General features: G+C 41.2%; 23 protein-coding genes. 13 read left to right on the top strand and 10 right to left on the bottom strand.

From position 1 onward, the window contains the following. Nucleotides 1–174 precede the first annotated feature (174 nt). From H8S90_RS03810 to H8S90_RS03800, 3 genes are read left to right on the top strand one after another with little or no spacing between them, the layout of a single operon-like run. On the top strand, nt 175–1887 hold the full coding sequence (locus H8S90_RS03810) for a glycoside hydrolase family 3 protein (RefSeq protein WP_187341271.1): 1713 nt from the start codon (nt 175–177) through the stop codon (nt 1885–1887). A gap of 59 nt (nt 1888–1946) precedes the next feature. After that, complete coding sequence (locus H8S90_RS03805) at nt 1947–2723, top strand: ABC transporter ATP-binding protein (RefSeq protein WP_187341270.1); 777 nt, start codon at nt 1947–1949, stop codon at nt 2721–2723. A 9-nt stretch (nt 2724–2732) separates the two neighbouring features. Continuing rightward, nucleotides 2733–4406 (top strand): hypothetical protein, encoded by a 1674-nt coding sequence (locus H8S90_RS03800; RefSeq protein WP_187341269.1) that lies wholly within the window; start codon nt 2733–2735, stop codon nt 4404–4406. Nucleotides 4407–4459: 53 nt separating this feature from the next. Here the strand turns inward: H8S90_RS03800 and H8S90_RS03795 are convergent, their stop codons facing one another. Continuing rightward, nucleotides 4460–5278: an MBL fold metallo-hydrolase gene (locus H8S90_RS03795; protein ID WP_187341268.1), complete on the bottom strand. Its 819-nt coding sequence runs from the start codon at nt 5276–5278 to the stop codon at nt 4460–4462. A gap of 65 nt (nt 5279–5343) precedes the next feature. Next, complete coding sequence (locus tag H8S90_RS03790; protein ID WP_187341267.1) at nt 5344–5634, bottom strand: helix-turn-helix domain-containing protein; 291 nt, start codon at nt 5632–5634, stop codon at nt 5344–5346. 312 nt (nt 5635–5946) lie between these two features. Between H8S90_RS03790 and H8S90_RS03785 the strand changes: the two genes are divergently transcribed. The 5 genes from H8S90_RS03785 (at nt 5947) to H8S90_RS03765 (ending at nt 11065) form a co-directional block, all read left to right on the top strand. Next, nucleotides 5947–6180 (top strand): hypothetical protein, encoded by a 234-nt coding sequence (locus H8S90_RS03785; RefSeq protein WP_187341266.1) that lies wholly within the window; start codon nt 5947–5949, stop codon nt 6178–6180. 154 nt (nt 6181–6334) lie between these two features. After that, a complete protein-coding gene (locus H8S90_RS03780) occupies nt 6335–7519 on the top strand; it encodes an HlyD family secretion protein (protein WP_187341265.1) in 1185 nt (394 codons plus the stop codon). A 16-nt stretch (nt 7520–7535) separates the two neighbouring features. Beyond that, nucleotides 7536–9746, top strand: a complete 2211-nt coding sequence (locus H8S90_RS03775) for a peptidase domain-containing ABC transporter (RefSeq protein WP_187341264.1) — start codon at nt 7536–7538, stop codon at nt 9744–9746. A gap of 74 nt (nt 9747–9820) precedes the next feature. After that, on the top strand, nt 9821–10768 hold the full coding sequence (locus tag H8S90_RS03770; RefSeq protein ID WP_187341263.1) for a DnaJ C-terminal domain-containing protein: 948 nt from the start codon (nt 9821–9823) through the stop codon (nt 10766–10768). Nucleotides 10769–10774: 6 nt separating this feature from the next. Continuing rightward, on the top strand, nt 10775–11065 hold the full coding sequence (locus H8S90_RS03765) for a chaperone modulator CbpM (protein WP_187341262.1): 291 nt from the start codon (nt 10775–10777) through the stop codon (nt 11063–11065). A 17-nt stretch (nt 11066–11082) separates the two neighbouring features. On the opposite strand, the gene H8S90_RS03760 is transcribed toward H8S90_RS03765, so the two are convergent. Further along, on the bottom strand, nt 11083–11652 hold the full coding sequence (locus H8S90_RS03760) for an HdeD family acid-resistance protein (protein ID WP_187341261.1): 570 nt from the start codon (nt 11650–11652) through the stop codon (nt 11083–11085). A 187-nt stretch (nt 11653–11839) separates the two neighbouring features. Further along, nucleotides 11840–12235, bottom strand: a complete 396-nt coding sequence (locus H8S90_RS03755; protein WP_187341260.1) for a VOC family protein — start codon at nt 12233–12235, stop codon at nt 11840–11842. A 136-nt stretch (nt 12236–12371) separates the two neighbouring features. On the opposite strand from H8S90_RS03755, the gene H8S90_RS03750 reads away from it, so the two are divergent. The 5 genes from H8S90_RS03750 (at nt 12372) to H8S90_RS03730 (ending at nt 20275) form a co-directional block, all read left to right on the top strand. Beyond that, a complete protein-coding gene (locus H8S90_RS03750) occupies nt 12372–15386 on the top strand; it encodes an amidohydrolase family protein (RefSeq protein WP_187341259.1) in 3015 nt (1004 codons plus the stop codon). Between the two features lie 8 nt (nt 15387–15394). Continuing rightward, a complete protein-coding gene (locus H8S90_RS03745; RefSeq protein WP_187341258.1) occupies nt 15395–16690 on the top strand; it encodes an amidohydrolase family protein in 1296 nt (431 codons plus the stop codon). A gap of 165 nt (nt 16691–16855) precedes the next feature. After that, nucleotides 16856–18097 carry a DEAD/DEAH box helicase gene (locus H8S90_RS03740; RefSeq protein WP_187341257.1) on the top strand — a complete coding sequence of 414 codons (1242 nt, stop codon included), beginning with the start codon at nt 16856–16858 and terminating at the stop codon, nt 18095–18097. 103 nt (nt 18098–18200) lie between these two features. Next, nucleotides 18201–18392: a cold-shock protein gene (locus H8S90_RS03735; protein WP_187341256.1), complete on the top strand. Its 192-nt coding sequence runs from the start codon at nt 18201–18203 to the stop codon at nt 18390–18392. A gap of 209 nt (nt 18393–18601) precedes the next feature. After that, nucleotides 18602–20275, top strand: a complete 1674-nt coding sequence (locus H8S90_RS03730) for a glutamine--tRNA ligase/YqeY domain fusion protein (protein WP_187342907.1) — start codon at nt 18602–18604, stop codon at nt 20273–20275. A 14-nt stretch (nt 20276–20289) separates the two neighbouring features. Here H8S90_RS03730 and H8S90_RS03725 read toward each other — a convergent pair whose 3' ends face one another. The 6 genes from H8S90_RS03725 to H8S90_RS03700 all read right to left on the bottom strand — a co-directional run bounded on the left by H8S90_RS03725 (nt 20290) and on the right by H8S90_RS03700 (nt 25435). After that, the gene (locus tag H8S90_RS03725; RefSeq protein ID WP_187341255.1) at nt 20290–21156 is read right to left on the bottom strand and encodes an N-acetylmuramoyl-L-alanine amidase; all 867 of its coding nucleotides are present in this window, start codon (nt 21154–21156) and stop codon (nt 20290–20292) included. Further along, a complete protein-coding gene (locus H8S90_RS03720) occupies nt 21156–22175 on the bottom strand; it encodes a DUF3078 domain-containing protein (protein WP_187341254.1) in 1020 nt (339 codons plus the stop codon). The genes H8S90_RS03725 and H8S90_RS03720 overlap by 1 nt, the downstream gene beginning before the upstream one ends. Before the next feature lie 187 nt (nt 22176–22362). Further along, a complete protein-coding gene (locus H8S90_RS03715; protein ID WP_187341253.1) occupies nt 22363–23172 on the bottom strand; it encodes a hypothetical protein in 810 nt (269 codons plus the stop codon). Nucleotides 23173–23222: 50 nt separating this feature from the next. Next, on the bottom strand, nt 23223–24098 hold the full coding sequence (locus tag H8S90_RS03710) for a glucosaminidase domain-containing protein (protein WP_187341252.1): 876 nt from the start codon (nt 24096–24098) through the stop codon (nt 23223–23225). Between the two features lie 8 nt (nt 24099–24106). Next, entirely contained in the window at nt 24107–24796 is a 690-nt protein-coding gene (locus H8S90_RS03705; RefSeq protein ID WP_187341251.1) for a glucosaminidase domain-containing protein, read from the bottom strand. A gap of 3 nt (nt 24797–24799) precedes the next feature. Then, nucleotides 24800–25435 carry an O-methyltransferase gene (locus H8S90_RS03700; protein WP_187341250.1) on the bottom strand — a complete coding sequence of 212 codons (636 nt, stop codon included), beginning with the start codon at nt 25433–25435 and terminating at the stop codon, nt 24800–24802. Between the last annotated feature and the right edge of the window lie 16 nt (nt 25436–25451).

The raw sequence follows: 25451 nt of genomic DNA, 5'->3' as shown, positions 1-25451 counted from the left end.
GTATTTAGCATTTTTTTGCGTTTTTGTTTTGAGATAATGCATGATAATGCGTATGTTTAACTTGAAATCGTCGTATTTTCTCTATAAAATTGTTTTTCAGTCGGCGAAGAGATTCGATCGCGGTTATTTCCATGTTTGGTTATGGCTTTTAGTTAAATTTTATCACGCAATACTATGTTAAAAAAAGTGCTCTTATGCATCATACTGCTTTTGGTTGCCACTCGATTTGCTGTTGGCCAGACATCTACCACTTTTATTGATTTTATTAATCAGGAGCATGATTGGGTAGATTCCGTCTATAAGAAGTTAAACAAAAAGCAGCGCATTGCTCAGCTTTTTATGGTAAGGGCACATACCAATTTAGGACAAGCTTATATCGATTCGGTAGCTAAAGTTATACGGAAGGAAAAATTAGGGGGAGTGGTACTTTTTCAGGGAGGTCCGGTAAGACATGCTTATGTGATCAACAAATACCAGCGTTTAGCGAAGGTGCCGTTATTTATGGCCTTGGATGGCGAATGGGGCTTGGGTATGCGTTTAATGGATTCCACTATATCATTCCCTTATCAAATGGCTTTGGGTGCTATTCAGGACGATCAGCTAATTTATCAAATGGGGCAAGAAGTGGCTACGAATTTTAAGCGTTTGGGGTTAAATATCAATTTTGCTCCAGTAGTTGACGTGAATAATAATCCCAATAATCCTGTAATTAATTATCGTTCATTTGGTGAGGACAAAGATAATGTGGCACGCAAGGCCTCGGCTTATATGAGGGGTATGATAGACGGTGGTATTATCACCTCCTTAAAACACTTTCCCGGTCATGGTGATACAGACGTCGATTCACATCACGATTTACCAACCTTACCTTTCACCGTTTCGAGGCTCGATTCACTGGAAATGAGCCCTTTCAAAACATTGATAGGCGAAGGTGCGTCGGGGGTAATGGTGGGGCATATGAATATTCCGAGTTTAGACACTACTGCTGATTTACCGTCGTCTTTATCGCGGGCAATTATTAACGGCGTACTGAAAGAACGTTCGGGCTTTAGAGGATTGGTTTTTACCGACGCGATGGACATGAAGGGAGTAGTGAAACACTTTAAAGATGGCGAAGCTGATGTCCGGGCGATTATTGCAGGGAATGATGTGCTCGAGTTGTCAGAGAATAGTAAACGGGCAATCAAGAGCGTCCGAAAGGCTGTTCGGAAAAAAAGAATTTCGCAAGAAGAGCTGGATCAGCGTATAAAAAAGGTGCTTGCCGCGAAATATTGGTTACAACTGGATCGGTTAAGGCCCGTTGAGACATCAAATTTGTACAATGAATTAAATAATAATAGGGCTTTGGAGCTGAATCAGCAATTGGCGGATGCCGCTGTTACCTTGTTGAAAGGCGATAGCCTTATCAAACACCTTGATACCGAAGCACACACCGCCATTATAAGTGTCGGAGCTGACAGTACTACATTGTTTCAGACGGAATTGGCCAAGCACTTTAAACATCATGTAGACTATACTTTGGCGGCCGATGCTACAGCTGCTCAAGTGGCTAAGGTGATAAATTCCCTAGGAGAGTATGACCAAATAATTGTTGCATTACACGATCAACGCCTAAGACCGCAAAGTAAATTGAATTATAACAATGAGGTAAATAGATTGATCCGTGAATTGGCCACTTCCGAAAAAACAATTTTCAATGTGCTGGCTAATCCATATACCATAGCTCATTTGCCAGGTATTGAAAATGCAGGTGGATTGCTGGTGGGCTATCAGAATGACCTAAGCCTGCAACGCTCATTAGTTAAAGCGATCGTAGGGGACTTGAAACCATCTGGCAAACTTCCGGTAACGGTTAACAATTTCTTTAAATACGGAGATGGTATATAGTCGTTTTGCTTCTTCTACCTAATTTCCGTATTTTGCTGTCGTTTAGCAGAGCAAATAACATGAATCAACAGGAGCCGATCATCAAGATGAGCCGTCTTTATAAAAACTATGGTGAAAAGCAGGTTTTAAAAGGAATTGATCTGGAAGTTTATCCGGGGGAAGTAATCGGTTACATCGGACCAAACGGAGCTGGAAAATCTACGACCGTCAAAATATTAACGGGGCTTATTCACGATTTTGAAGGAACGGTTAGCGTAGCGGGAAAAGACCTGCGTGCTGATGCCCTGACCATCAAATCGCTGATAGGTTATGTGCCTGAAAATGCCGAAATATACGACGTCCTTACACCAATGGAGTACCTGGATTTTGTGGGGAAGCTTTATGGAATGGAGGCGTTTACCATTGAAGATAGAGCCTTCAAGTTGTTGTCAGCGTTTGGTTTAGCTGGAAATAGGGACAAACGAATGGACACTTTCTCGAAGGGAATGAAACAAAAGGTACTACTCATCTCGGGAATTATACACAATCCGAAAATTCTGATTTTAGATGAACCGCTATCAGGCTTGGACGCCAACGCAGTTATCACTGTGAAAGAGTTGATCGCTCTATTGGCTAAACGGGGGAAGACAATTTTTTATTGTTCACATATGATGGATGTTGTAGAAAAGGTGTCTGATCGTATCCTACTGATCAATGAAGGGGCTATAGTGGCGGATGGCTCTTTTGAGCAGTTAAAGCAAGAACATGGGCACACATTGGAATATATTTTTGCTAAACTTACCGGAAAAGAAAGTGCCGCAAGTGAAGCAGCAAAAATTATGTCGGCGTTGTCGTAAACCTAGCATATGAATAACGTTATCGTGCGCTTTATCTTATTATTTCGTCCTATCTTTAGAAATTTAGGTGTCGATGTCCAGCAACTCAAGATTATTTTACTAACGAAACTAACGATGGATGACCGAAGACCTTTAACAGGTTTTGGTGGTCAAAAGAAAGCTTCAAGATATAGTTCGTGGATTAATCTATTGCTGATGGGGGTAATGGGTTGTGTTTTACTGATTTTCCTCGTTTTGGTGAATAAACCTTTTCTTTCGCATACGATATACTTTGGTGCATTTATGGCAATGCTTTGTCTTTCGTTGATTTCAGATTTTTCCGTGACATTAATGGATGTTCGTGACAATTTTATTATACTCCCTCGTCCTGTTGATGATCGCACATTCGCTGTTTCACGCATTTTGCATATTGGCATTAGTATTTTTAAGCAGGTTATCGGTTTAGCGCTGCCCGGCTTGCTATATATGCTGGCGGTCTCGGGTTTGCTTGCTGCAGGCATATTTGTGGTGCAGGTGCTGATAAGCATGGTGATATGTATTTTATTGGTAAATATGTTTTACCTGGTTGCGATGCGTTTTTTTAGTCCGCAGCGCTTTAAAGATATTGTTGCTTATCTGCAAATTGTGTTTTCAGTCGTGATTTTTGCGCTGTATTATACCATGCCCAGTATATTAGAAAGTGCGATGGTGCAGGAAGTTGATTTCGCGAATAGCTATTGGCTTTGGCTCACACCAGGTGCTTGGGTTGCGGCGCTACAGGAGCTGGGCGCCGGAAACTTGAGCAAATTAAGTGTGGCTTTGTCTCTGGTAGCAGGAATTGCTCCTATTATTGCGGGATGGTTAATCGTAAGACGACTTGCACCCGGTTTTAACAGGGCCTTAACCAATTTAGGTACGGCAGATGTAGTGGAAGCAAAACAAATCCAGAAGACAAAAAGGTTCTCTCTGGGAGCGTTTATAGCTGACAAACTGACGGCTACACCATTAGAGCAAGCAGGTTTTAAGTTGGTCTGGGAAGTTACCGCTAGAACAAGGGAGTTTAAAACAAAAGTTTACCCATCTATGGCCTATGTATTGGTTTATTTTTTCTTTTTGTTTTTTGTGAGAAATAGGAGTGGAGAGCAATTGTCGTTTACCGAGCGTTGGCAAGGTGTTTTAGAAAATCACAGCTATCTGTTTATTTTTTATTTCTCACTGTTTACGCTGCTTACCGTATTTCAGTTTATTACACAAAGCGAAAAATACAAAGCAGCCTGGATATACTTCGCTGCTCCGATTGGGCAATCTGGTCAATTGATGACGGGTGTACTGAAGGCTGCTTTTGTGAAATTTTATATGCCTTTCATGTTGGTTTTTACCCTCTTCGGATTGGTTTTTATCGGCCCAGCTATTTTGAATGATGTGTTGCTCTCTATTGCGGTGGGAGGTGTTGCTGCAACATTAATTTGTTTGTATACAGTAACCGGATACCCCTTTTCTCAACCTATTAAGAAGGTTGAAGGTAAATTTCTGATAAACATGTTGTTGATCAGTCTGATAGGCTTAATTGGTTTCGGACATTATTTTGCCGTGAAATATGAATGGCTGGTGTGGTTGTTGACAGTGGTTTTTATGGGCGTTCTTTGGATCATGCTCTATTATTTTAAAAGGGAGAAATGGGAGAAAATAGCGCTAAAAGAATAGGTCACCACGATGAATTTTTTGTTATTTTACGTTTGTGAATGCGAAGCATTTGTCTAAGTTTGATAGCTTGCGATATTGGCGGTAGCGGGTGTATGCGAAGCTTCTGGTAACGCAATCTGATAAACGGCAGTCTCGCATTCACGGGAAGCAACAACAATCTCTGTATGCATAGCATGTTGTTTAAATAGTTCCTTAACTAGCTTAGGGCAGTTGTTGTCTTTCGATAAGTGTGATAGAAAAAGATGACTTAAATTGGCAGTACGATGCGACAGAAATAGATCGAGTGCTTGTTTATTTGATAAGTGGCCAACCCCCCCTCTTATCCTATTCTTTAAAAAATAGGGATAGCGGCCATTTGTTAACATGTCTTCATCGTAATTTGTCTCCAAAAATACCGCATGACACTGTTTGAAGTAATAAACAATACGTTCGCACACCTTTCCAATATCAGTAAACACGCCGATCTTGATACCATGTTGTTCAATGACAAAACTGTATGGGTCTGCAGCATCATGGTGTTTGACAAATGGTGTAACCTGCAATGATCCTATTGTAATAGGAGAGGAAGACTCGAAGAAAACTACCTGGTGGTCCATCAAAAATAACCTGGTGGCGACTAACGTGCCGTAGCTGATATAAACAGGTAGTTTATATTTATTGGCGAGCCGGGAAAGTCCCTTGATATGATCGCTGTGTTCATGCGATATAAATATTGCTTTTACCTTTTCCATATCCAGCCTTAGTCGAGCCATACGTTTTTCTATTTCCCTGCAGGAAATGCCTGCATCAATCAGAACAGCTTCCTGCCGATTACCGATATAATAGCAGTTACCATTACTGCCAGAATTAAGGGAGGCGATAAAAAGCGACATACTGCAAATTAACAGAAATTATTGGATACAGAAAAATTTAGGTGGGTTTGAGATACAGTCTTAGACTATCTTCCATGCTTTTTATCTGATGTAGTAAAGGGAATTAGCGAACGGATAAGTAATACATCTTCTTCGCAATTCAATAATAGTTCGGTATGAGGTATTTCAAGTGCTGCAGCAATTGAAAAAAGCTTATCCAGTGAGATTTTACTATATCCCAATTCCATTTTACTGTAAGCGTTTTGAGATATACCCAATTTTTCTGCCATGTAGAGTTGCGTGTAATTTCGATACTCCCTTAGTTTTTTAATATTTGAGGCTACGATCTTTGCTTTTATGACGGCTTTTGAGTCCATAAATTCTACGTAAATATGAATTGCTTTTTTTTTATTTACGGAAAGAGAAACGGTTTAGATTTTTCATGGCGGAAATAGTTACTCTTGGGTCGACCATTTTGATATCAAAAGTTTTTCTGTGCCCTTCCTGCCTAAGTTGCTATTCTGATAGTATTCCTAAAAGCTATAAACTATTCCTGTCGGTTGTACGCTTTATAAATCCAACTAACGGATAAATTCGTTAATAGTAAAGAACGTTCAGCAATCAAAAGGGGAAGCCGAAAACCTTTTTTTAGAGTAGGCATACATCTAACTATATAAAAGATAAAAATTATGAAATTCCAAGATTTGAATAACGACGAGTTAATGGAGACTAACGGAGGCTTTCTATTTGGAAGTAACGATTCATCGGGCTCCGGTGGTATAGGATTAGGTTTAGGTATTGACAATTTATTGTCTTTCTCTAGTGAAAGGCACGATGGTGATAGAAGTAGTAAAACATCATTTTCATTAGGAAATGGTATTGGAGCAGCATTAGAAGGCGGTTTCGGGTTTATGAATCGCTAGCATTTTCAATGGATATCGCGTGTTTCTAGCTTGGCGATAGCAAGGGAAGTCGGAAAGGGAGGTGTTTTTGCCTCCCTTTTTTTGCTATGCGATCGCGCTAAATCTAATAAACAATTGCTTTCGTATATATAACTATACCGATCTTCTATAGCTTATGAATAGAATATTTCCGGTCGAAATTATGGCCAATACTAAGGAGTATCACTTCAATAAAAATAACCCGCGCGGTCTGGTAATCTATCAGGCAATTTTGATACTCGTTCTCTTAGCTATCATCGCTATGTTTCTGGTGAAAGTAGATGTCAGCGTTACCAGTAGTGGGATTTTACGCGCCATTCAGGATAACAACATCATTAAGGCTATTGTGTCTGGAAACGTTGAAGAGGTGTTTATCAAGGAAAATGAACAGGTGGAAAGGGGCGATGTGTTGCTTAAAATAAGGGCAGATATAGTGGATCAGCAAAATTTACTACTCGGAAATCAGGAAGAAGAATTACGCAACCAAGCCGCAGACTTGGAGTTATTGATACCTTTACTCCGTCGCGATAACCTAAAGGCAAATCCTGAATTACATTCCTCCCTATATCAACAACAGTATGTTCTTTTTTGGCAAAGAGTACGTAGTTTACAAAACCGTTTAGCGGTTGTTCAAAAAAACTACGAAAGACATGCCGAACTCTTCGATAAAAAAATGATATCGGTGGCCGAGTACGAAGAAGTTAGCTTTAACTATCACCATGTAAAAAATGAGTTACAGTTGATTTATGATGAGCAGGGCGCTCAGTGGCAGTCCGAACTGAACAAGTTGAAGATGCAGACGCGCGAGCTCAGTACTAAACTTCAGCAATCTGTCAGAGAACGTGAATACTATACTATTAAAGCACCATTGTCTGGAACCGTACAACAGTTGAAAGGGCTACAGGCTGGTAGTTCAATTGCGGCAAACGAAGTGATAGCAGAGATTTCGCCGGATTCAGGGCTTATTGCTGAGACCTATGTATTGCCTAAAGATATTGGTTTCCTGTCGATTGGCACGCCTGTTAAATTTCAGGTAGAGGCTTTTGACTATAATCAGTGGGGTTTGGTTGATGGAGAGGTTGTTTCTATTTCTGGAGATATCTATACAGATAGGGGGCAGCCTTACTTTAAAGTGCGCTGTCTACTTCACGATTATAAGCTTCACTTAAAAAATGGTTATGAAGGGAATCTGCGTAAGGGCATGACTTTACAGGCACGTTTTTTTGTTACGCGGCGAACACTATTTCAGTTATTGTACGATAAAGCCGACGATTGGTTGAATCCGCATGTTATGAATGCCGATCAAACGGCTTTTTTATAATTAAAACTGCCCAGAAATGCTAGCTTTTTTAAGAAGAGTAAATCCATTTTCCTTTGTGACGAAACGATCAAAAAAGGTGTATGTGAGGCAACATGGTTTTGCCGATTGTGGAGCAGCGTGTTTAGCCTCCATTGCGGCGTTTTATAAGTTAGAAGTGCCGTTGGCCAGGATCAGACAGTATGCTTCCACCGATAAAAAGGGCACCAATGTGCTCGGATTGATGGAGGCTGCAACTAAAATGGGCTTTTCAGCCAAAGGCGTGCGTGGTTCGGAAGAGAGTTTACCTGAAGTACCCTGTCCTGCTATCGCACATGTGGTGCTTAAAAGTCAATTGAATCATTATGTGGTTATTTATAACATTACCAAAACCTATGTAGAGGTGATGGACCCTGCAATAGGCACAATTGAAAAAGTGCCGCTTAGCGATTTCAAAGCTATCTGGACAGGGGTATTGCTGCTCTTAACGCCTTCAGATAATTTCTTTGAAAGCAATCAAAAAGTGTCTGTTACCAGTAGGTTTATTTACCTCATCCAACCGCATAAGCATATCTTATGGCAGGTGCTGGCAGGAGCTATCTTTTTTACACTGCTTGGTTTATCAACGTCTATTTACATACAAAAAATCGTTGATCACGTACTGCCTACCGGTAATAAAAACCTGTTAAATTTAATGGGGGTAGTCATGATTGTACTGCTGTTAGTGAAACTTTTTATTAACCATGTGAGAACTTTATTGACGATAAAGACGGGGCAACAAATTGATGCACGCTTAATATTAGGCTATTATAAACATTTATTAACCTTGCCGCAGACCTTTTTCGACAATATGCGGGTAGGGGAGATCATCTCACGCATTAACGATGCTGCGAAGATTCGGGCCTTTATTAATGAAGTCCTGGTAGACTTCGCAGTGAATATCTTTATCATTGTTTTCTCCTTTCTGCTGATGTTTACCTACTACTGGAAGTTGGCTTTAGTGATGCTTGGTGTTATTCCTTTATTTGGCTGCATCTATTATATATCAAATAGATTGAACAAAAAGACACAGCGTAAACTCATGGAAGATGCCGCAGATTTGGAAGCACAATTAGTGGAGTCAGTTAATGCCGTAGGAACGATCAAACGTTTTGGTGTGGAATCTTTTGCCAATTTCAAAACGGAAACCAGCTTTGTAAAGCTGCTAAAAAGTATTTATACCTCTTCAACTAATTCACTTTGGATAGGTAATGTTAACGGCTTGGTATCTGGTTTGTTTGTTATTATCCTATTGTGGATGGGCTCTTTATTCGTGCTGGACAAATTGATCACCCCTGGAGAACTTTTATCGTTTTACGCAATTATCGGATATTTTATGGGTCCGGTTGGAAGTCTGATAACCATGAATAAAACCATACAGGATGCGGTAATTGCCGCCGATCGTTTGTTTGAAGTGATGGATCTGGAGCGCGAACGTAAGGAAGAAGGTATTGACCTGACTAAGGTTGCCTTGGGCGATATTTCATTTGTAGATGTTGCTTTCCGTTATGGAACACGGGTAACTGTTTTCGAGGGTTTAAATGTATCCATCCCTCACGGTAAGGTAGTTGCGATAGTAGGTGAGAGCGGCTCTGGTAAAACTACCTTGCTTTCTCTATTGCAAAATATCTATCCGTTGCTTAAAGGTCGTATCATGATTGGAGACCACGACCTTAACTACGTTACTAATGAAAGTCTACGGAAGGTAGTAGGTGTTGTGCCTCAACATATCGACTTGTTTGCAGGAAATGTGGTGGAGAACATCGCTCTTGGCGATGCAGATCCCGATATGAATAAAATTGCGGCAATTTGTAAAGAACTGGAAATGTTGCGCTTCATTGAACATTTACCAAATGGCTTTAAAACCTACATCGGCGAAAATGGCACGTCGCTTTCCGGCGGACAAAGGCAGCGGTTAGCGATCGCACGGGCACTCTATCGTGACCCACAGATATTAATTCTGGATGAAGCAACTGCTTCTCTAGACTCCGGCTCAGAAGAACATGTGCAGCGTGCTATACAGACCTTGAGAAAAAAAAATAAAACCATTATTCTTATTGCCCACCGCTTAAGCACCGTAGCAGATGCGGATAAAATCATTGTCCTGAAAGACGGTCTGCTCATAGAAGAGGGGTCACATGATAGGCTTCTAAGCCAGCGAGGCGTATATTATGCTATGTGGCAAAAACAATTTCCAAAACAAAATGCTTAATATAGTGTCTCTTTTTTGGTAGATCGATTAGCTTTGCCAATGGTGAAGAGGTTCGATTTAAACTGGTGTTTTGTATGGAGTTTATTGATTATTATCAGATACTGGGTATTAATAAAAATGCCTCGAAAGAAGAAGTAAGGAAAGCTTATCGGAAACTTGCCCGTAAATATCATCCGGACTTAAACCCCGATGACAAGGAAGCACAGAGAAAATTTCAACAGATTAACGAAGCTAATGAAGTGTTGAGTGACCCTGAGAAAAGGAAGAAATACGATCAGTACGGTAAAGATTGGCAGCATGCCGATGCTTATGAACAGGCCAGGCAATCGCAGGGAGGACAGGGACAGTACACTGGTGGAAGTTATGGTGGTCAAAATGGCCCGTTTGGTGCCGGGGGATTTTCCGGATCTGGGGGAGATTTTTCTGCTGAAGATTTTTCCGATTTTTTCGCTTCTATGTTTGGTGGAACTGGACAAGGTCATGCTAAACAGGCACGTTTTAAGGGGCAGGATTATCGCGCGGAGCTTCAGTTATCGCTGCGTGAAGCGGCGGAAACTCACAAACGTACGCTACAGGTAAATGGTAAAAATCTTCGGATTACGATCCCGGCTGGTGTTCAGCATGGGCAGGAAATACGTTTAAAAGGGCAAGGCGGTCAAGGCATGAACAATGGGCCGGCAGGTGATTTGTATATAACTTTCGTGATTAGCGACGATCCTTTGTTTAAACGCTTAAAAGATGATTTATACTTAACAAAAACAATCGATCTGTATACTGCTGTGTTGGGAGGTGAAGTGCTGGTGGACACCCTTACCGGTAAGGTTAAACTACAGGTTAAGCCCGGAACGCAGAATGGTACAAAAGTGAGATTGAAGGGAAAAGGTTTTCCCATATATAAAAAAGAGGGACAATACGGCGATTTGATGGTTACTTATCAGGTAGAAATCCCAACGACGTTGGAAAAGGAAGAAAAGCAATTGTTTGAACAATTGGCGGAAATGAATCAGCAGGCAAAAAAATAAACCAGGATGGAAACAACATTGATTTTAATCAGCGAATACTGTACACATTGTAAGGTGGAACAGACATTTATTCAATCGCTACACGAAGAAGGTTTGATTGAGTTGGCTGTCGTCGAGAAAGAATATTACATTAGTGAAGAACAATTGGATGATTTGGAACAGTTTAGACGTTGGTATTACGACCTGCATGTCAATATCGAAGGAATTGATGCGATGAAGCATTTAGTGCAGAAACTGCGGGTGATGCAACAAGAAATTGATCAGCTGAAGAACCGATTGAAATTATACGAGAGTTAGAAGTAATATATGGATACCTAAGGTGTCGTATGATCTTTCACCTTTTTGAGCTGAATGGAAAAGATAATATTAACAATTCCGGCGATGATGAAAGCAAATGCTGTCCACCCCACGATAGTGGCGATGCCAATAATAGGGTTGAAAATCATGCTCAGACCAAAGATTACCGTTAATATGCCTCCAGCGAGTACCCACCCCCATCCTTTAATTGATAAACTGTTCAATTGGAACGCATAACTGCTTAATGAAGCTCCCAATAATAAGATATAGAACCCTACAATAAAAGGGAGAACGCTCATCGACAATCCCGGATATAGGAGTAGAACAAAGCCAAGTATGACATCTAGCATACCTGCCGCCAGCGTCCACCCCCAGCGATGTAGATGTTTCCTGTTTCCAATGGCAAATGAAAGCTCCATAATACCATTAACAAAGATTAATACGCCGAAAAAAATAGCTAACCCTAAATAACTCGTTAATGGGTTTGAGATCGTATAAAAACCTGCTATCAAGAGCAAAATGCCAATAAGTGTGAACAACCACCAATTTTTGATGTCATTCTTGATTTGCTGTACTAAGGATGCCATGATGATACTATTTAATGAAGAGACAAGATGTAGCTCATGTGTACTGTGTTACAAAAGTAAGGGGTATTGAATGTCAATAGATTTATAACAAACACTTCTTTTAATGTGTTTGATCACTGATGCGATTTTTGTCAAATTATTGCAAACAATGCTTTAAGTATTAGATCAGGTACTGTCCATTATACATTCATGCCTCATAAAATTCCATCGGTAGCCCGTCAGGGTCTTCAAAAAAGGTAAAACGTTTGCCGGTGATTTCGTCTGTACGTACGGGTTCGCAAGAGATATCTTGACTGTTTAATGCATCAACAGCCTGCTCGAGATTGTCAACGCTGAAAGCCAAATGTCGCAAGCCGCAAGCTTCGGGTCTACTGGTACGTCTCGGTGGAGCAGGAAAGGAAAAGAGCTCAATGGTATATTGGTCGTTAAGCGACAAATCAAGCTTGTAGGATTTTCTTTCTGCACGATAAGTCTCTTTTAAGATATTGAAACCCAGAATTTGTGTGTAGAAATGCTTGGATTTTATATAATCTGAGCAGATAATGGCAATATGATGTACGCCTTTAATAAATGGGTGTTTCATGTAGTTATGTTTAGCTTATTTTTGGGAGCAATAAAACGTTTTTTTATTGCCTGAAGGTAACATTCTTATTAATCTTGTAATATTATAATAAATTTCTTTTCAAAGCTTTATTTTAGTACTAAATAATCAATTTAATATGCGAAAAATACTACTTTTTTATTGTTTGTTTCTTTATGTATCCGCATTATTTGCCCAAGAAACCTATCCGGTTAATGGTTCTTATGATGAGCGGCCGAGGAAATATGCGTTTATTAATGCTACCATTGTGACGAAAGCCGGTGAAACGGTAGAAAATGGAACCATGCTTGTAAATGGGCAAACCATTGAAGCTGTTGGGAGTGGGGTGAAGGTTCCCAAGGGATATATTACCGTTAATTTGGAAGGTAAATATATCTATCCATCTTTAATCGATCTTTTCTCAACTTATGGATTGCCTGAAACTAAATCGGAGCAGCCTGCTTTTGGCAGAAGTGCGCCAGTGCTTACTTCGACGAAAAAGGGAGCATATGCCTGGAATGAAGCTATACGGCCCGAAATAAGGGCAGTTGATCTATTTTCTGTAGATACCAAAAGTGCAGGAGAACTCAAGAAGATCGGTTTCGGAGCTGTACAGGCGGTGTTAAAAGATGGTATTGCCAGGGGGAGCGCTTTGTTTACCACATTGGCAGAAGATAAAGAGAATGAAATTATCATAAAACCGGAAGTTGGTGCACACTATTCTTTTGATAAAGGAACCGCGAAAACATCTTACCCATCATCGTTAATGGGTAGCATAGCCTTATTGAGACAGACTTATTACGATAGTGACTGGTACAAAAATCAGCATAAAGAATATAATATCTCATTAGATGCTTTTGATCGTTTGCAATCCCTGCCGCAGTTTTTTGAAGTAAGTGATGTGTTAGACATTCTGCGTGCGGATAAGGTGGCGAAAGAATTTGAAAAAAAATATATTATAAAGACAAGTGGCAATGAATACCAACGTATTCAGGACGTGAAAGCCACGGGATCAAACCTTATTGTTCCCTTAAATTTTCCAAAGGCTTATGATGTGGAAGATCCCGCTGCTGCGGATCAATTGTCGCTTGCGCAGTTAAAACATTGGGAATTGGCGCCGGCCAATCCATCGTATCTGGAAAAGGCAGGTGTTCCATTTGCGTTGACGGCCGATGGATTGGAGAATGTTCGTGACTTTTGGCCAAACTTACGTAAGGCCATTAAGTATGGTTTGAGTGAAGAGCAAGCTTTACGTGCGCTGACTGAAACTCCTGCCTCATTTTTGGGGTTGACGGAACGGTTGGGAAGTTTGGAAAAAGGAAAGCTGGCAAACTTTATCATTACTTCCGATTCGTTATTTAAAGAAGGAAATGTTATTTATGAAAACTGGATACAAGGGAAAAAGTATATCGCCAATACGCTCGATTTTAAAGATATTCGAGGAGCGTATACATCTACCATCGATGGTTTTGGCAGTACCACTTTACATGTGGGAGGAAAGCCAGCAAAATATGAAGCGCATATCATTAAAGTAGGTGACACGACCAAAACGAAAGTTAACGTGATTCGCGATGGAGATCTACTGACCTTCAGTTTCAACCCCAAAGGAACCAAGGGAAGTTTCCGCATCAGCGGATATATCAGTGAAGAAGAGCCCCTGCAGTTTAGCGGTGATCTGATAAAACCGGATGGAAATGTGGTCGCATGGCAAGCATCTTATAGTCAACCGTACCGCGATAGCTCAGCTAAAAAGCCAGAAGATGGTTCTTTGGAATTGGGGAAAGTACTCTACCCTTTTGTTGCTTTTGGACATGAGGAGCCGTTAAAACAGGAAAGTGTTCTCCTGAGAAATGCAACGGTATGGACCAATGAGGATGAGGGTGTTTTGGAAGAAACAGACCTGTTGTTAGTAGATGGCAAGATTCGGCAAATCGGTAAAAATTTAGCTGCGGGAGGCGCGACGGTCATCGATGCTACAGGTAAGCATATTACTGCTGGCATCATTGATGAACATTCTCATATCGCAATTTCAAGAGGTATTAATGAAGGAACACAGTCTGTTACCTCTGAAGTCAGAATAGCTGATATCATTAACTCTGAGGATGTGAACATTTACCGCCAGTTGGCAGGAGGAGTTACCGCTTCACATATTCTCCACGGTTCGGCAAACTCGATAGGAGGACAATCGCAATTGATTAAGCTGCGATGGGGGAAATCGCCTGAAGAACTTAAGTTTGGCGGTAACGACGGTTTCATTAAGTTCGCCCTGGGCGAGAACGTCAAACAGAGCAATTGGGGCGACGTAGCGCGTGTTCGTTTTCCACAAACACGAATGGGTGTAGAGCAGGTGTATGTAGACGCCTTTACCCGTGCCAAAGAATATAAGACAAAACTAGCAGATAAAAATAGTCATACCCGTCGGGACCTGAAGTTGGATGCCCTGGTAGAAATTTTAGATAATAAGCGTTTTATTACCTGCCATTCGTACGTACAATCGGAGATCAATATGCTCATGCACGTGGCCGACAGTTTAGGGTTCAAGATCAATACCTTCACCCATATCTTAGAAGGCTATAAAATGGCTGATAGGATGGCGTCTAGAAGTATTGCAGGAGCTACTTTTGCCGACTGGTGGGCTTACAAGATGGAAGTACAGGAAGCAATCCCCTATAACGCCTACCTCATGGAGAAACAAGGAGTAGTGACGGCCATCAATTCGGATGACGCAGAAATGGCACGTAGATTGAACCAAGAGGCTGCAAAAATTGTCAAATATGGCGGTTTAAGTGAAGAAGATGCATGGAAAATGGTAACGCTAAATCCAGCGAAAATGCTTCATATTGATGATCGTGTGGGTAGTCTAAAGGCAGGTAAAGATGCCGATGTTGTGGTGTGGAGCGATAACCCGCTTTCTATTTATGCAAGAGCAGAAAAAACGTTTGTAGACGGGGTGAAATATTGGGACAGCGAGGCCGATGAAATGATCAGGGAAGATCAGAAGAAGGAGAAAGCACGAATAATAGCTAAATTGCTGGACGAAAAAGGTAAAGGAGCTACCACCCAAAAAGCAAATGCAAGCCCTACGTTTATTTATCATTGTGAAACCTTAGAAGAAGATGCTGTTGATATGGATACCATGCACAGCCATAATTAATTTATACGATGAAGGATCATATCATAAAATATATTTTTAGTGCGGCAGTTCTGTTTGCTGTATGCACTGTCGCCGTTGCGCAACCTACTATTTACCCGGCCAAACCGCAACAAAGTACAATAAGTGTTCGTGGTGCAACTATTCATGTTGGAAATGGTCAAATCATTCAACAGGGAACACTGGTTTTTGAAGATGGAAAAATCATATATGTAGGCGAAGGCGCAGATGCCCCAGAAGCAGAGCATACCATTGATGCCCAGGGTAAACATGTCTACCCTGGATTTATCGCTCCTGTAACCAACCTTGGGTTGGTAGAGGTGGAGTCTGTGAGGGCGACGGTAGATTATGCTGAAGTAGGAGAAAATAATGCGCATGTACGATCGCTTATCGCGTATAATGCCGATTCAAAGGTAATTAACACACTTCGCTCGAACGGTATACTCTTAGCACAAGTTACCCCACAGAGTGGGCTGGTTTCCGGACAATCATCGGTTGTGCAGTTGGATGCGTGGAATTGGGAAGATGCGGTCTATTTAAAGGACGATGCCGTGCATGTTAACTGGCCTACTGTTCGCTTTTCGCGTTTTGGATCAACCAATGTAGAAGAGCAGAAGGATCGTATCAAACGGGAACGTGTTTTGTTGGAGGATTTTTTGGCAGATGCAAAAAGTTATGCCAGTGGAGATCAGAAGGTGTTTAACGCACGTTTGGATGCCTTTAAAAAGGTATTCGAGGGGAGTAAAAAAGTGATGGTACATGCTGATAAGAAAAATGACCTGATAGCTGCCATACAACTTTTTAAACGTTATGCTATTACACCTACCCTAGTTGGTGCGCAGGAAGGACACTTGATTGCGCCCTTTTTGAAGGAGCATGGGGTAAATGTTATTATCCATCAGGCGCATGCGCTTCCAGGTAAGGATGATGATGATGTGAACCTACCTTATAAACAGGCTAAGCTGCTGACAGATGCAGGTGTGCTTGTCGCTTATGGAATGGATGGTTTTTGGCAGCAACGTAATTTACCTTTTATGGCAGGTACCGCAGCGGCTTTTGGTTTAGATAAGGAGGCGGCTCTTGCCACTATTACGTTGAACACAGCTAAAATTTTAGGAGTAGACGATAGAACGGGTAGCCTAGAGCAGGGAAAAGACGCAAACTTTTTCATTGCAGACGGAGATGCGCTTGATATGCGCGGAAATCAGTTGGAAAAGGCTTTTATTTTGGGAAAGGATGTCAATCTTGACAATCTCCATAAACAACTGTTTCAGCGCTACGAACATAAATATAGTCAGAACGATTAGCGGCTTGCCTGGAAATAAAAAAAACATGCGTTCAATAGTATAAACGCATGTTTTTTTGCTGAGATGAAGTTGTTTGATGCTTACTTATGAGGATACATCCCGCAATGTGAATTAAAAACCGTATCTTTGCGTTTTACATATTCCACAAATAATTGCATTTTCATTTTGTCATTTAAAGAACTTGATCTCATCCCCCCTTTACTAAAGGCCCTGGATGAGGAGGGGTATCAATCACCAACCCCGATACAGCAACAGGCTATTCCTGTTGTATTAAAAGGAAGTGATCTATTGGGTTGCGCGCAAACGGGTACTGGTAAAACGGCTGCGTTTTCACTGCCCATATTGCAGCAGTTGTCGCAGCAGTCATCTAAAGATAAAGGAGTTAAGGCGTTAATCTTGACGCCAACACGGGAACTAGCAGTGCAGATCGATCAGAGTATCGATACCTATGGTAAATTTTTATCATTAAAGCATCAAGTGGTGTTCGGTGGGGTAAACATCAATACGCAAATTGCGGCCCTACGAAAAGGAACAGATGTGCTAGTAGCTACGCCGGGTCGATTATTAGACCTGATCAACCAGCGGGTGGTCTCCTTGAGTGCTATCACGCATTTTGTGTTGGATGAAGCGGATCGGATGTTAGATATGGGTTTTATCCATGATATCAAGAAATTGATTGCATTGCTCCCCGTAAAAAGACAAACATTGTTCTTCTCGGCAACGATGCCTCCGGAAATCGCGAAACTTGCGCATACTATTCTAAAAAATCCGATAAGGGTGGAAGTTACTCCGGTGTCGTCAACTGCCGAAAAAATTAGTCAATTCGTCTATGCGGTAGAGAAAACGAATAAACCGAAATTGTTGGTTCACCTATTAAAAACAGAGGTTAAAGATCATGTACTGGTTTTTACACGTACGAAATACGGGGCGGATCGCTTGGTGAAAACGCTAAACAAGCATCGGATTGAAGCATTGGCTATACACGGGAATAAGTCGCAAAACGCCAGACAAAATGCATTAAACGCATTTAAATCGGGGAAATTAAAAGTGCTTATTGCGACAGATATTGCCGCTAGAGGCATCGATGTGGACGAATTGAAATATGTGATCAATTTTGATTTGCCGAATGAACCCGAAACCTACGTGCACCGTATTGGCAGAACGGGTAGGGCTGGTGCAAGAGGACAGGCACTATCATTCTGTGATGTAGAGGAAAGGGCTTATCTGCAAGATATAAGCAATCTGATCAATCAAGTGATTCCGGTCAATAACGAACATCCGTATCCCGTGAAAGATTTATTTGTGGCCGTCCCAACGCCGAAACGTGTAACAAAGGAGAAGGCAACAAAAAATAAAAAAAATTTTCAAAGGAATAAAAAAAGGCCTTATAGGAATCATCAGCGATGATTTTTGTTGCAGAGTTATGAATAAATGATAAATAAAATCATTTAAGGTGGAATAGATGGATTAATATACTTACCTTTGTTTAATTATCAATAAATTCAATACAATGCAAGAAGGAGTAGTAAAATTCTTTAATGAAACAAAAGGGTTCGGTTTCATCGTTCCTAATGATGGTGGATCTGAAATTTTTGTTCATTCATCAGGTCTTATCGATTCTATTCGTGAGAACGACAGCGTATCTTACGATGTAGAGCAAGGAAAAAAAGGCTTAAATGCGGTAAATGTTAAAGTTATCTAAGATAGTAATAATATAAATCGTGTAGAGCCGCCCCAATTGGGCGGCTTTTTATTTTTAGCAGGTTTTAAAAATATTAATACAGTTCCTGATCAGAAATAATTTACCTAAGTTTTATCTATAAAAGTAAGCGCTGAACAGCGGATGAAAGATCGATAATTTGTTTTTAACGGTATTCGTGAATGCAAAGCATTTTATCTAAGTTTGCACTTATGAATGAGGAGAAATCATTAAATTTCCTAGAGGAAATTATTGAAGAAGATATACGAAATGGGAAAAATGACGGGAGGGTACTTACCCGTTTTCCGCCTGAGCCCAACGGATACCTGCATATTGGGCATGCAAAATCCATTTGCTTAAATTTTAGTTTAGCTCAGAAGTATAAGGGTAAAACTAATCTGCGTTTTGACGATACAAATCCTATTACAGAAAATGTGGAGTATGTGGAAAGTATTAAAAACGATATTAGGTGGTTGGGTTTTGCGTGGGAAAAAGAGCTCTACACTTCCGATTATTTTGATACCCTTTATCAATATGCGATTGAGCTGATTAAGAAAGGATTGGCTTATGTAGATGATAGTACATCCGATGAAATAGCAGCCAGCAAAGGCTCCCCTACCGAGCCGGGTAAACCAACGCCCTATCGTAGCCGTTCAGTTGAAGAAAACTTACAGCTTTTTCAGGAGATGAAGGAAGGCAAATACCCAGATGGTAGTAAAGTGTTGCGGGCAAAAATTGATTTGGAAAATCCCAACATGCATATGCGTGATCCTTTGCTATATCGTATTAAACACGCGCACCATCACCGTACTGGCGATAAATGGTATATCTATCCAATGTACGATTTTGCGCATGGTCAAAGTGATTCCATAGAAAAGGTTACACATTCGGTATGCACCCTGGAGTTTGTTCCACACCGGCCCTTGTACGACTGGCTTATTAACCACATAGGGATTTTCCCTTCCAAGCAATATGAGTTTGCGCGTTTGAACATGACTTATACAGTGATGAGTAAACGGCGCTTGTTACAGCTGGTTAACGAAAAGCACGTGGAAGGATGGGACGACCCCCGCATGCCCACCATTAGTGGTTTACGTCGACGGGGATATACACCAGCCAGTATTCGTAACTTTTGCGAACGTATAGGTATCGCAAAACGTGAAAATGTAATCGATGTGGGGCTGCTTGAATTCTGTATTCGGGAAGACTTGAACAAAACGGCCTGGCGTAGGATGGCGGTGCTAGATCCCATAAAGTTAGTGATTACCAATTATCCGGAAGGGCAGGAAGAGATTTTGCATGGCGAGAACAACCCCGAAGTTGAGGGTGGGGAAGGCGGTCGGAATATACCATTTAGTGGAGCACTTTGGATAGAGAGGGAGGATTTTATGGAGCATGCGCCTAAGAAGTTTTTCCGATTGGGTCCGGGCTTAAGTGTACGCCTGAAAAATGCTTATATCGTTACCTGTGATGAGTTCGAAAAAGATTCGAAAGGCAATATCACTACAATATATTGCCGTTACATCCCAAACTCCAAGAGTGGTGAAGATACCAGTGGCCTAAAAGTAAAAGGAACTATCCACTGGGTAAGTGTACCGCACGCGAAGACGGCGGAAGTTCGTTTGTATGACAGATTATTCCAAGCAGAAAACCCCTTAGATACGGAAGGTGATTTCAAAGAGTCGATTAATCCAACTAGTTTACAAATACTTGAAAAGGTATACATCGAACCTGATTTGTTAAATGCGGTGCCAGGAAAAGGATATCAATTTATTAGAAAGGGCTATTTTACCTTAGACACCCGGTCTAAGCCTGATCATTTGGTGTTTAATCGCACGGTAGGACTTAGAGATACCTGGGCAAAAGAAGCAAAGAAGAACGGATAAGCAAACCTATTGGCTTATCCATTACTTTTCTTTAAGTATAAATTATAAAGTACGCTCAAAGCAAAGGGAGTCCATTCTGCTGAGAGTTCCGTTTGAATGAAATGCCTTTTAAAAGCGATAATAGCTGCGGAGGCATTTCTTGTATCATAACCTAATATCCTTAAGCCATCCATTGGATTGAAGGATGATGGAGGGTTTTGCAATACCTCGTCATACCATAAACCAAAACCTTTTTCGGCCAATAGCTTCCAAGGAAAATTGGAGCTGGGATCAATTTTTCGGCCGGGCGCAACATCTCCATGTCCTATAAAGTTCTCGGTAGGAATTTTATAATTTGTTTTCAAGGTGTCTAGAAGCACCAATAGGTTATTGATCTGGGGTTCGGTATAGGGCTCCGTTCCGTTGTTATCTAGCTCGATGCCCAACGATATAGAGTTTAAATCGGTTACTCCTCCCCAGCGTCCGTCGCCCGCGTGCCAGGCGCGTAAATAGTCGTTTAGCAGTTGGTATACCTTGCCTGCTTTGTCAATAATATAATGCGCACTGACCTGCGAATGTTCTACGGTAAAGGTGCGTAAAGTTTGCTGAATGCTATCCTGTGCCGTGTGATGTAGCACAACAAAGTTGGGTCGCCGCATATTGAAATTAACGGTGCCAACCCATTCGAATTCGTTTCTTTGTCCTTCCAAACCCGGAGCAGGCAGTGCTGCGGCCGCCAGGAACTGCGGACTAGGTAATGGCTGGGTGATGACCTCTGCCAACTCTTCTACCTGTCTTTCATATACCTTATTGCTGTCGGCAAATTGCTTTTTAGACGCACAGGCGCTGGTTAACGCCGCGATAGCACTAACAAAAACACATAAACTTCTCACTAAACGCATTATCTCGGGAATTTATAAGAAATGCCGATACCTATTAACTGAGAGCGTTGTAAGGTATTGGCGAATGTCTGATCTGGAATTTGCAAAGGATCATACAATAAGGTTGCGTTAAACATCACACTGATCACCCGGGAAACTCGAGCCGTTAAAATAGCGTCTAAACGATGGCGGGCATTGCGAAACTCTTCATAATTGGCAAAGAATTCGTATTGTGCTTTCAGATGGAGCATGCTGGATAAGTCTCTATCGGTAGTAGCCAATATTTGAAAAGCCAACTCATTCCGAAACGTGCCTGGAAAAGGCACACCGAATCGAGCTTCAGGGGGAAGATCAAGTGGGCTTTCGGGTAATAAAACTTCATCATCTAAAACAAAGGTTTGTCGGGCTGTACCGGTACCGAAACGGATAGACGAGAATTGATCCGGTTTATATTCCAAACCTAGAGATTGTGTTAGATAACCCGGTGCCATAAAATTGGAGATTCGTTGCACGCGCGTATCAACACCCGCTCGATTTTCATACCGCCAACCTACGTCAAACTGTGTTTCGAAGGTTAAGGCAGCAAAAAAGCCCCATTTAGGTGCGAATTTTAGCGAGAATTTATTATCCCACCAGATACGGTCTTGACTTTTACGGGATAATTGGTTCTCATTTTGTACCACGCCATAGCGCAAATCCATCTCTGAGATAAAAGTTTTATTATCCCGGGTATAATCCCACTTGGTATTAAACATGGATCCTAGCGATATGGAGTTTACCCCTCCATTGTTGAAGTTATCACTAAAAGTGGCCTGATTGGCATTAATAGAAAAGGTTGTCCAATTTCGCCAATAGTTGATCTTTAAATTAAGGTCTGGACCTTGGATGTCCAAATCATGGATAGACATCTGTGGTGTGCGTACGGGTAGGCTGTTTTTCTCAGGTGCCTGCCGAAGTTCGTCCAAGTTGTAGTCCTGCGCCCGGAGATCTAAGGCGGCCACGATAAAAAAAAATAAAATAATTAGGTATGATTTCTTCATCTGTCTATCTTTTGATAGCTGGAAAATTTAACACATAAACTCCCGGCAAAATTAACTACAAACTTAGATAAAAAGCTTCTCAAATACAATGTATCGCGGCGATGAAACAAAGTGTATCTAAACACTTCCCCCTCATGACTTGGCGTTACAGGCTAAATATAAGTTTCTTTGTAGCAAGAATAATGCCCTAATTTGGTTTTAATCTCTCGATTTCCACTTTTTCCGTTTTTGGCGATTTTCTCGGAAGGGGTTGCAAACGGTATGCGCCGGGGTTTTTTCGGTACATATTATATGAAGACTGTATATATTTTCCCAATTCGTAATCGTTAGCTTGCATGATGAAATGATAGGTCGGCCGGTATTGCTGCATAAAATCTTCCAAAGCACCACCGCTGAGGTTGGTAAGTTGTCTGACCACGGCTTGTGTGAAACGCGCATCGATAACGTTATTTTCGTACTCCCGTTGGATCATATCTTGAAGGAAGCGTGCATTTTTCCCTCTTCTACTGAGGAGTGAGTACAAGGCATCGATACTGAGGCCGGCACCCGTTGGTCCCGCAGAAAATAAACTGCCGGGGTTTCCTTCCTTATAGGCAGAGCTATAGTCTCTTTTCCGTTCTTCGAGTATTTGTTGTGGCGATCGCCTGGCCACAATGCTTACTTCATCTAACCATATAGTGGCGCGGCTGAGGTTGAAGATAATAACGGGTTTTTCACTATGGACAACCGTTGTATCAGAATGATAGCCTTTAACAACAGCTATCAAGGTATCGCCAGGATTTGCCTTGATGGAAAATTCCCCTCTTTTATTGTTGTACCGCATTTCGTCATTTGCCATATTATAAATATAAACCCGGGGCACACGCTGTTTCGTATAAGTGTCGAATACAATGCCTTCCATCTCTTGCGCGTAGAGATCGGTAGTTCCTATAAATAGCAAAACGATTATGGCTGTAAGAATTTTCAAGTTAGCAAAAATACATAGCGTTAGTGTCAATAAAAAGGTCTTTTACACTTTTTAACAGAAACTTCGCTAAAATTAGGTGTTTATTTCGAAACCAATAAAAGCTGACCAACAACTAACTCTTCGTCTGTTAAGCTGTTGATGGCTTTTAAATCTTCTACCGTCAACCCGTACTGTTTACTGATATTATACACCGTTTCTCCACGTTTTACTTCATGAATTTTCATTTCTAATGGTGGTTTAGCTACTTCTTGCTCCTGTTCTTTCGGTATGTTTTCAGCAATTTCTACCAGTACACGCTCTTCTCGATTTATTTTTTCGGGCACTTTTTCTCCTTGGTCAAATTGATGTAAGCCATAACGTTCAATCAAGTCAATAAGTAGCTCGGCATAACGTGGATTGGTGGCATATCCTGCTTTTTTTAATCCCCGGGCCCAGCTAACATAGTCGTTTTTATCCAGTTCAAATAGCGCAGCGTAGCGTTTGCGAAGCAAAAATTCAGAATGGTCCCTAAACGATTCTTCAGCAGAGCGGTAGACCCTGAAGCAATCATCTATATTATCGTCGTCTTTTAAGAAAGAACCGCCTCTCCAGTCAGCTGTACATTTAATACCAAAATGATTGTTAGCCTCGCGGGCTAGTGCGCTATTGCCGTTGGCAGACTCCAGCAATCCCTGAGCCAATGTAATACTAGCCGGTATGCCATACGTGTTCATTTCCTGGATGGCAATACCTTGATATTTGCTGATGTAGTCTTGCGCAGAAGCACTGATTATAGGAGAGGTATTAGGTCTATGGGAATTGTTTCTCCGATCACTTGTGGTGACTGGATTTTGCCGTTTGGTTTTGGTACTTTGCAGTACCCGTTGTTTAGGAAGACAGCCAAGTAAGAACGAAAAAGAAACCAGAATCAATGCTGTCCGGAGAGCTATAAAAGTGAATTTTCTTTTTTTGTTCATAGTTTAATTTAGATTTTAATGCGTTGGCCAATTTTAAGTCTATCCGACACCAGACTGTTTTTTCTTATAATATTTTTAACCGTTGTGTGATGCCGTTTAGCAATTATGCCTAAGGTATCACCCTTTTTAACGACATAAATAGTAGGAGGTGTTTCGCTAAATGCCTTCTTTGGTAACTCAAACTCGGTGGCAATATCATCTTCCGGGACATCGTCAAGCTCAAAAAGGCGATGTTTCTTTATAAGCGCTATGATATGCGCAGCCCAAGCTTTGTTTCCGGCGTAACCGCCATGCATTATGCCGTAAGCCCACGACTGATAATCGTAAGCAGGGTATCTGTCAAACAATGTACTTAACTGTTTCCTGTTTTTTAAGTAGGCGATGAAATCGTCATAGGAATCTTTTACAGAGTTATAACCTTTATACGCCGACTTTATCTGTGTATTGCTGTTAGGTCCTTTAATGCCAAAGTGGTTATTCAGATGTACCGCAACCTTGCTGTTACCATTTGCACTTTCATGCATGGCAACAGCCAGTATAATACTGGCAGGGATACCGAACTCGCGCATGGCGCTAATTGCCCAGTCCTTGTGGTTGTCTATATAAGCATGGGCAATGTTCTGTGCAAATAATTTATTGCTAGACGTTACGAGTATAAGAAAAAAATACAGAATATTAGCAACGATCAAAGGCTTCATACACTACCGTTTTCGAATAACCAATAAGCCATCCCTAATTGGGAGGATGATTTTTTGTACAGTTTTGTCTTGTGCGATGTATTGATTCAATAAGCGTATCTGTTCGGTTTGCTTATCGTTTTCCTCCTGTGTCACTTTCCCTTTCCACAAAACGTTATCGATTAAAATTAGGCCTCCCGAACGAACCTTATCGATGACCATTTTGTAATAATTTAAATTATTTTTTTTGTCGGCGTCAATGAATACAAGGTCAAATATTTCATTTAATGTTGGGATCACCTCGAGCGCAGCGCCAATATGATAGTTGATTTGCGCTCCATAGCCTGAGGAGTCAAAGTATCGTTCTACCCGTTCGTGCAGTTCTTCGTTATTATCAATGGTGTGCAGGATGCCATTTGCTGCTAGGCCCTCAGCTAGACAGATCGTAGCATACCCTGTAAATGTGCCAATTTCTAGGATAGATTGCGGATTGACCAAGGTGCTGAGCAAGCTTAATACGCGACCTTGATAATGCCCCGAAATCATGTGGGGCATAGTTTCCATGAGATGCGTTTCTCTGCCAATTTGTTTTAATAGCGCAGATTCTGCATCACAGGTACTGGTCAAGTAGGTTTCTAGTCGGCTATCTAAGATCTCCATAAAGCAAAAATATGTT

It is taken from the genome of Olivibacter sp. SDN3 (assembly GCF_014334135.1).
Lineage (GTDB): Bacteria > Bacteroidota > Bacteroidia > Sphingobacteriales > Sphingobacteriaceae > Olivibacter.
This window is presented reverse-complemented; position numbering and strand designations above follow the sequence as displayed.

What these genes read in the sequence shown, in the direction of transcription:
- H8S90_RS03810 (WP_187341271.1), top strand. Translation starts at nt 175, where the DNA reads ATGTTAAAAAAAGTGCTCTTATGCATCATACTGCTTTTGGTTGCCACT.
- H8S90_RS03805 (WP_187341270.1), top strand. Translation starts at nt 1,947, where the DNA reads ATGAATCAACAGGAGCCGATCATCAAGATGAGCCGTCTTTATAAAAAC.
- H8S90_RS03800 (WP_187341269.1), top strand. Translation starts at nt 2,733, where the DNA reads ATGAATAACGTTATCGTGCGCTTTATCTTATTATTTCGTCCTATCTTT.
- H8S90_RS03795 (WP_187341268.1), bottom strand. Translation starts at nt 5,278, where the DNA reads ATGTCGCTTTTTATCGCCTCCCTTAATTCTGGCAGTAATGGTAACTGC.
- H8S90_RS03790 (WP_187341267.1), bottom strand. Translation starts at nt 5,634, where the DNA reads ATGGACTCAAAAGCCGTCATAAAAGCAAAGATCGTAGCCTCAAATATT.
- H8S90_RS03785 (WP_187341266.1), top strand. Translation starts at nt 5,947, where the DNA reads ATGAAATTCCAAGATTTGAATAACGACGAGTTAATGGAGACTAACGGA.
- H8S90_RS03780 (WP_187341265.1), top strand. Translation starts at nt 6,335, where the DNA reads ATGAATAGAATATTTCCGGTCGAAATTATGGCCAATACTAAGGAGTAT.
- H8S90_RS03775 (WP_187341264.1), top strand. Translation starts at nt 7,536, where the DNA reads ATGCTAGCTTTTTTAAGAAGAGTAAATCCATTTTCCTTTGTGACGAAA.
- H8S90_RS03770 (WP_187341263.1), top strand. Translation starts at nt 9,821, where the DNA reads ATGGAGTTTATTGATTATTATCAGATACTGGGTATTAATAAAAATGCC.
- H8S90_RS03765 (WP_187341262.1), top strand. Translation starts at nt 10,775, where the DNA reads ATGGAAACAACATTGATTTTAATCAGCGAATACTGTACACATTGTAAG.
- H8S90_RS03760 (WP_187341261.1), bottom strand. Translation starts at nt 11,652, where the DNA reads ATGGCATCCTTAGTACAGCAAATCAAGAATGACATCAAAAATTGGTGG.
- H8S90_RS03755 (WP_187341260.1), bottom strand. Translation starts at nt 12,235, where the DNA reads ATGAAACACCCATTTATTAAAGGCGTACATCATATTGCCATTATCTGC.
- H8S90_RS03750 (WP_187341259.1), top strand. Translation starts at nt 12,372, where the DNA reads ATGCGAAAAATACTACTTTTTTATTGTTTGTTTCTTTATGTATCCGCA.
- H8S90_RS03745 (WP_187341258.1), top strand. Translation starts at nt 15,395, where the DNA reads ATGAAGGATCATATCATAAAATATATTTTTAGTGCGGCAGTTCTGTTT.
- H8S90_RS03735 (WP_187341256.1), top strand. Translation starts at nt 18,201, where the DNA reads ATGCAAGAAGGAGTAGTAAAATTCTTTAATGAAACAAAAGGGTTCGGT.
- H8S90_RS03730 (WP_187342907.1), top strand. Translation starts at nt 18,602, where the DNA reads ATGAATGAGGAGAAATCATTAAATTTCCTAGAGGAAATTATTGAAGAA.
- H8S90_RS03725 (WP_187341255.1), bottom strand. Translation starts at nt 21,156, where the DNA reads ATGCGTTTAGTGAGAAGTTTATGTGTTTTTGTTAGTGCTATCGCGGCG.
- H8S90_RS03720 (WP_187341254.1), bottom strand. Translation starts at nt 22,175, where the DNA reads ATGAAGAAATCATACCTAATTATTTTATTTTTTTTTATCGTGGCCGCC.
- H8S90_RS03710 (WP_187341252.1), bottom strand. Translation starts at nt 24,098, where the DNA reads ATGAACAAAAAAAGAAAATTCACTTTTATAGCTCTCCGGACAGCATTG.
- H8S90_RS03705 (WP_187341251.1), bottom strand. Translation starts at nt 24,796, where the DNA reads ATGAAGCCTTTGATCGTTGCTAATATTCTGTATTTTTTTCTTATACTC.
- H8S90_RS03700 (WP_187341250.1), bottom strand. Translation starts at nt 25,435, where the DNA reads ATGGAGATCTTAGATAGCCGACTAGAAACCTACTTGACCAGTACCTGT.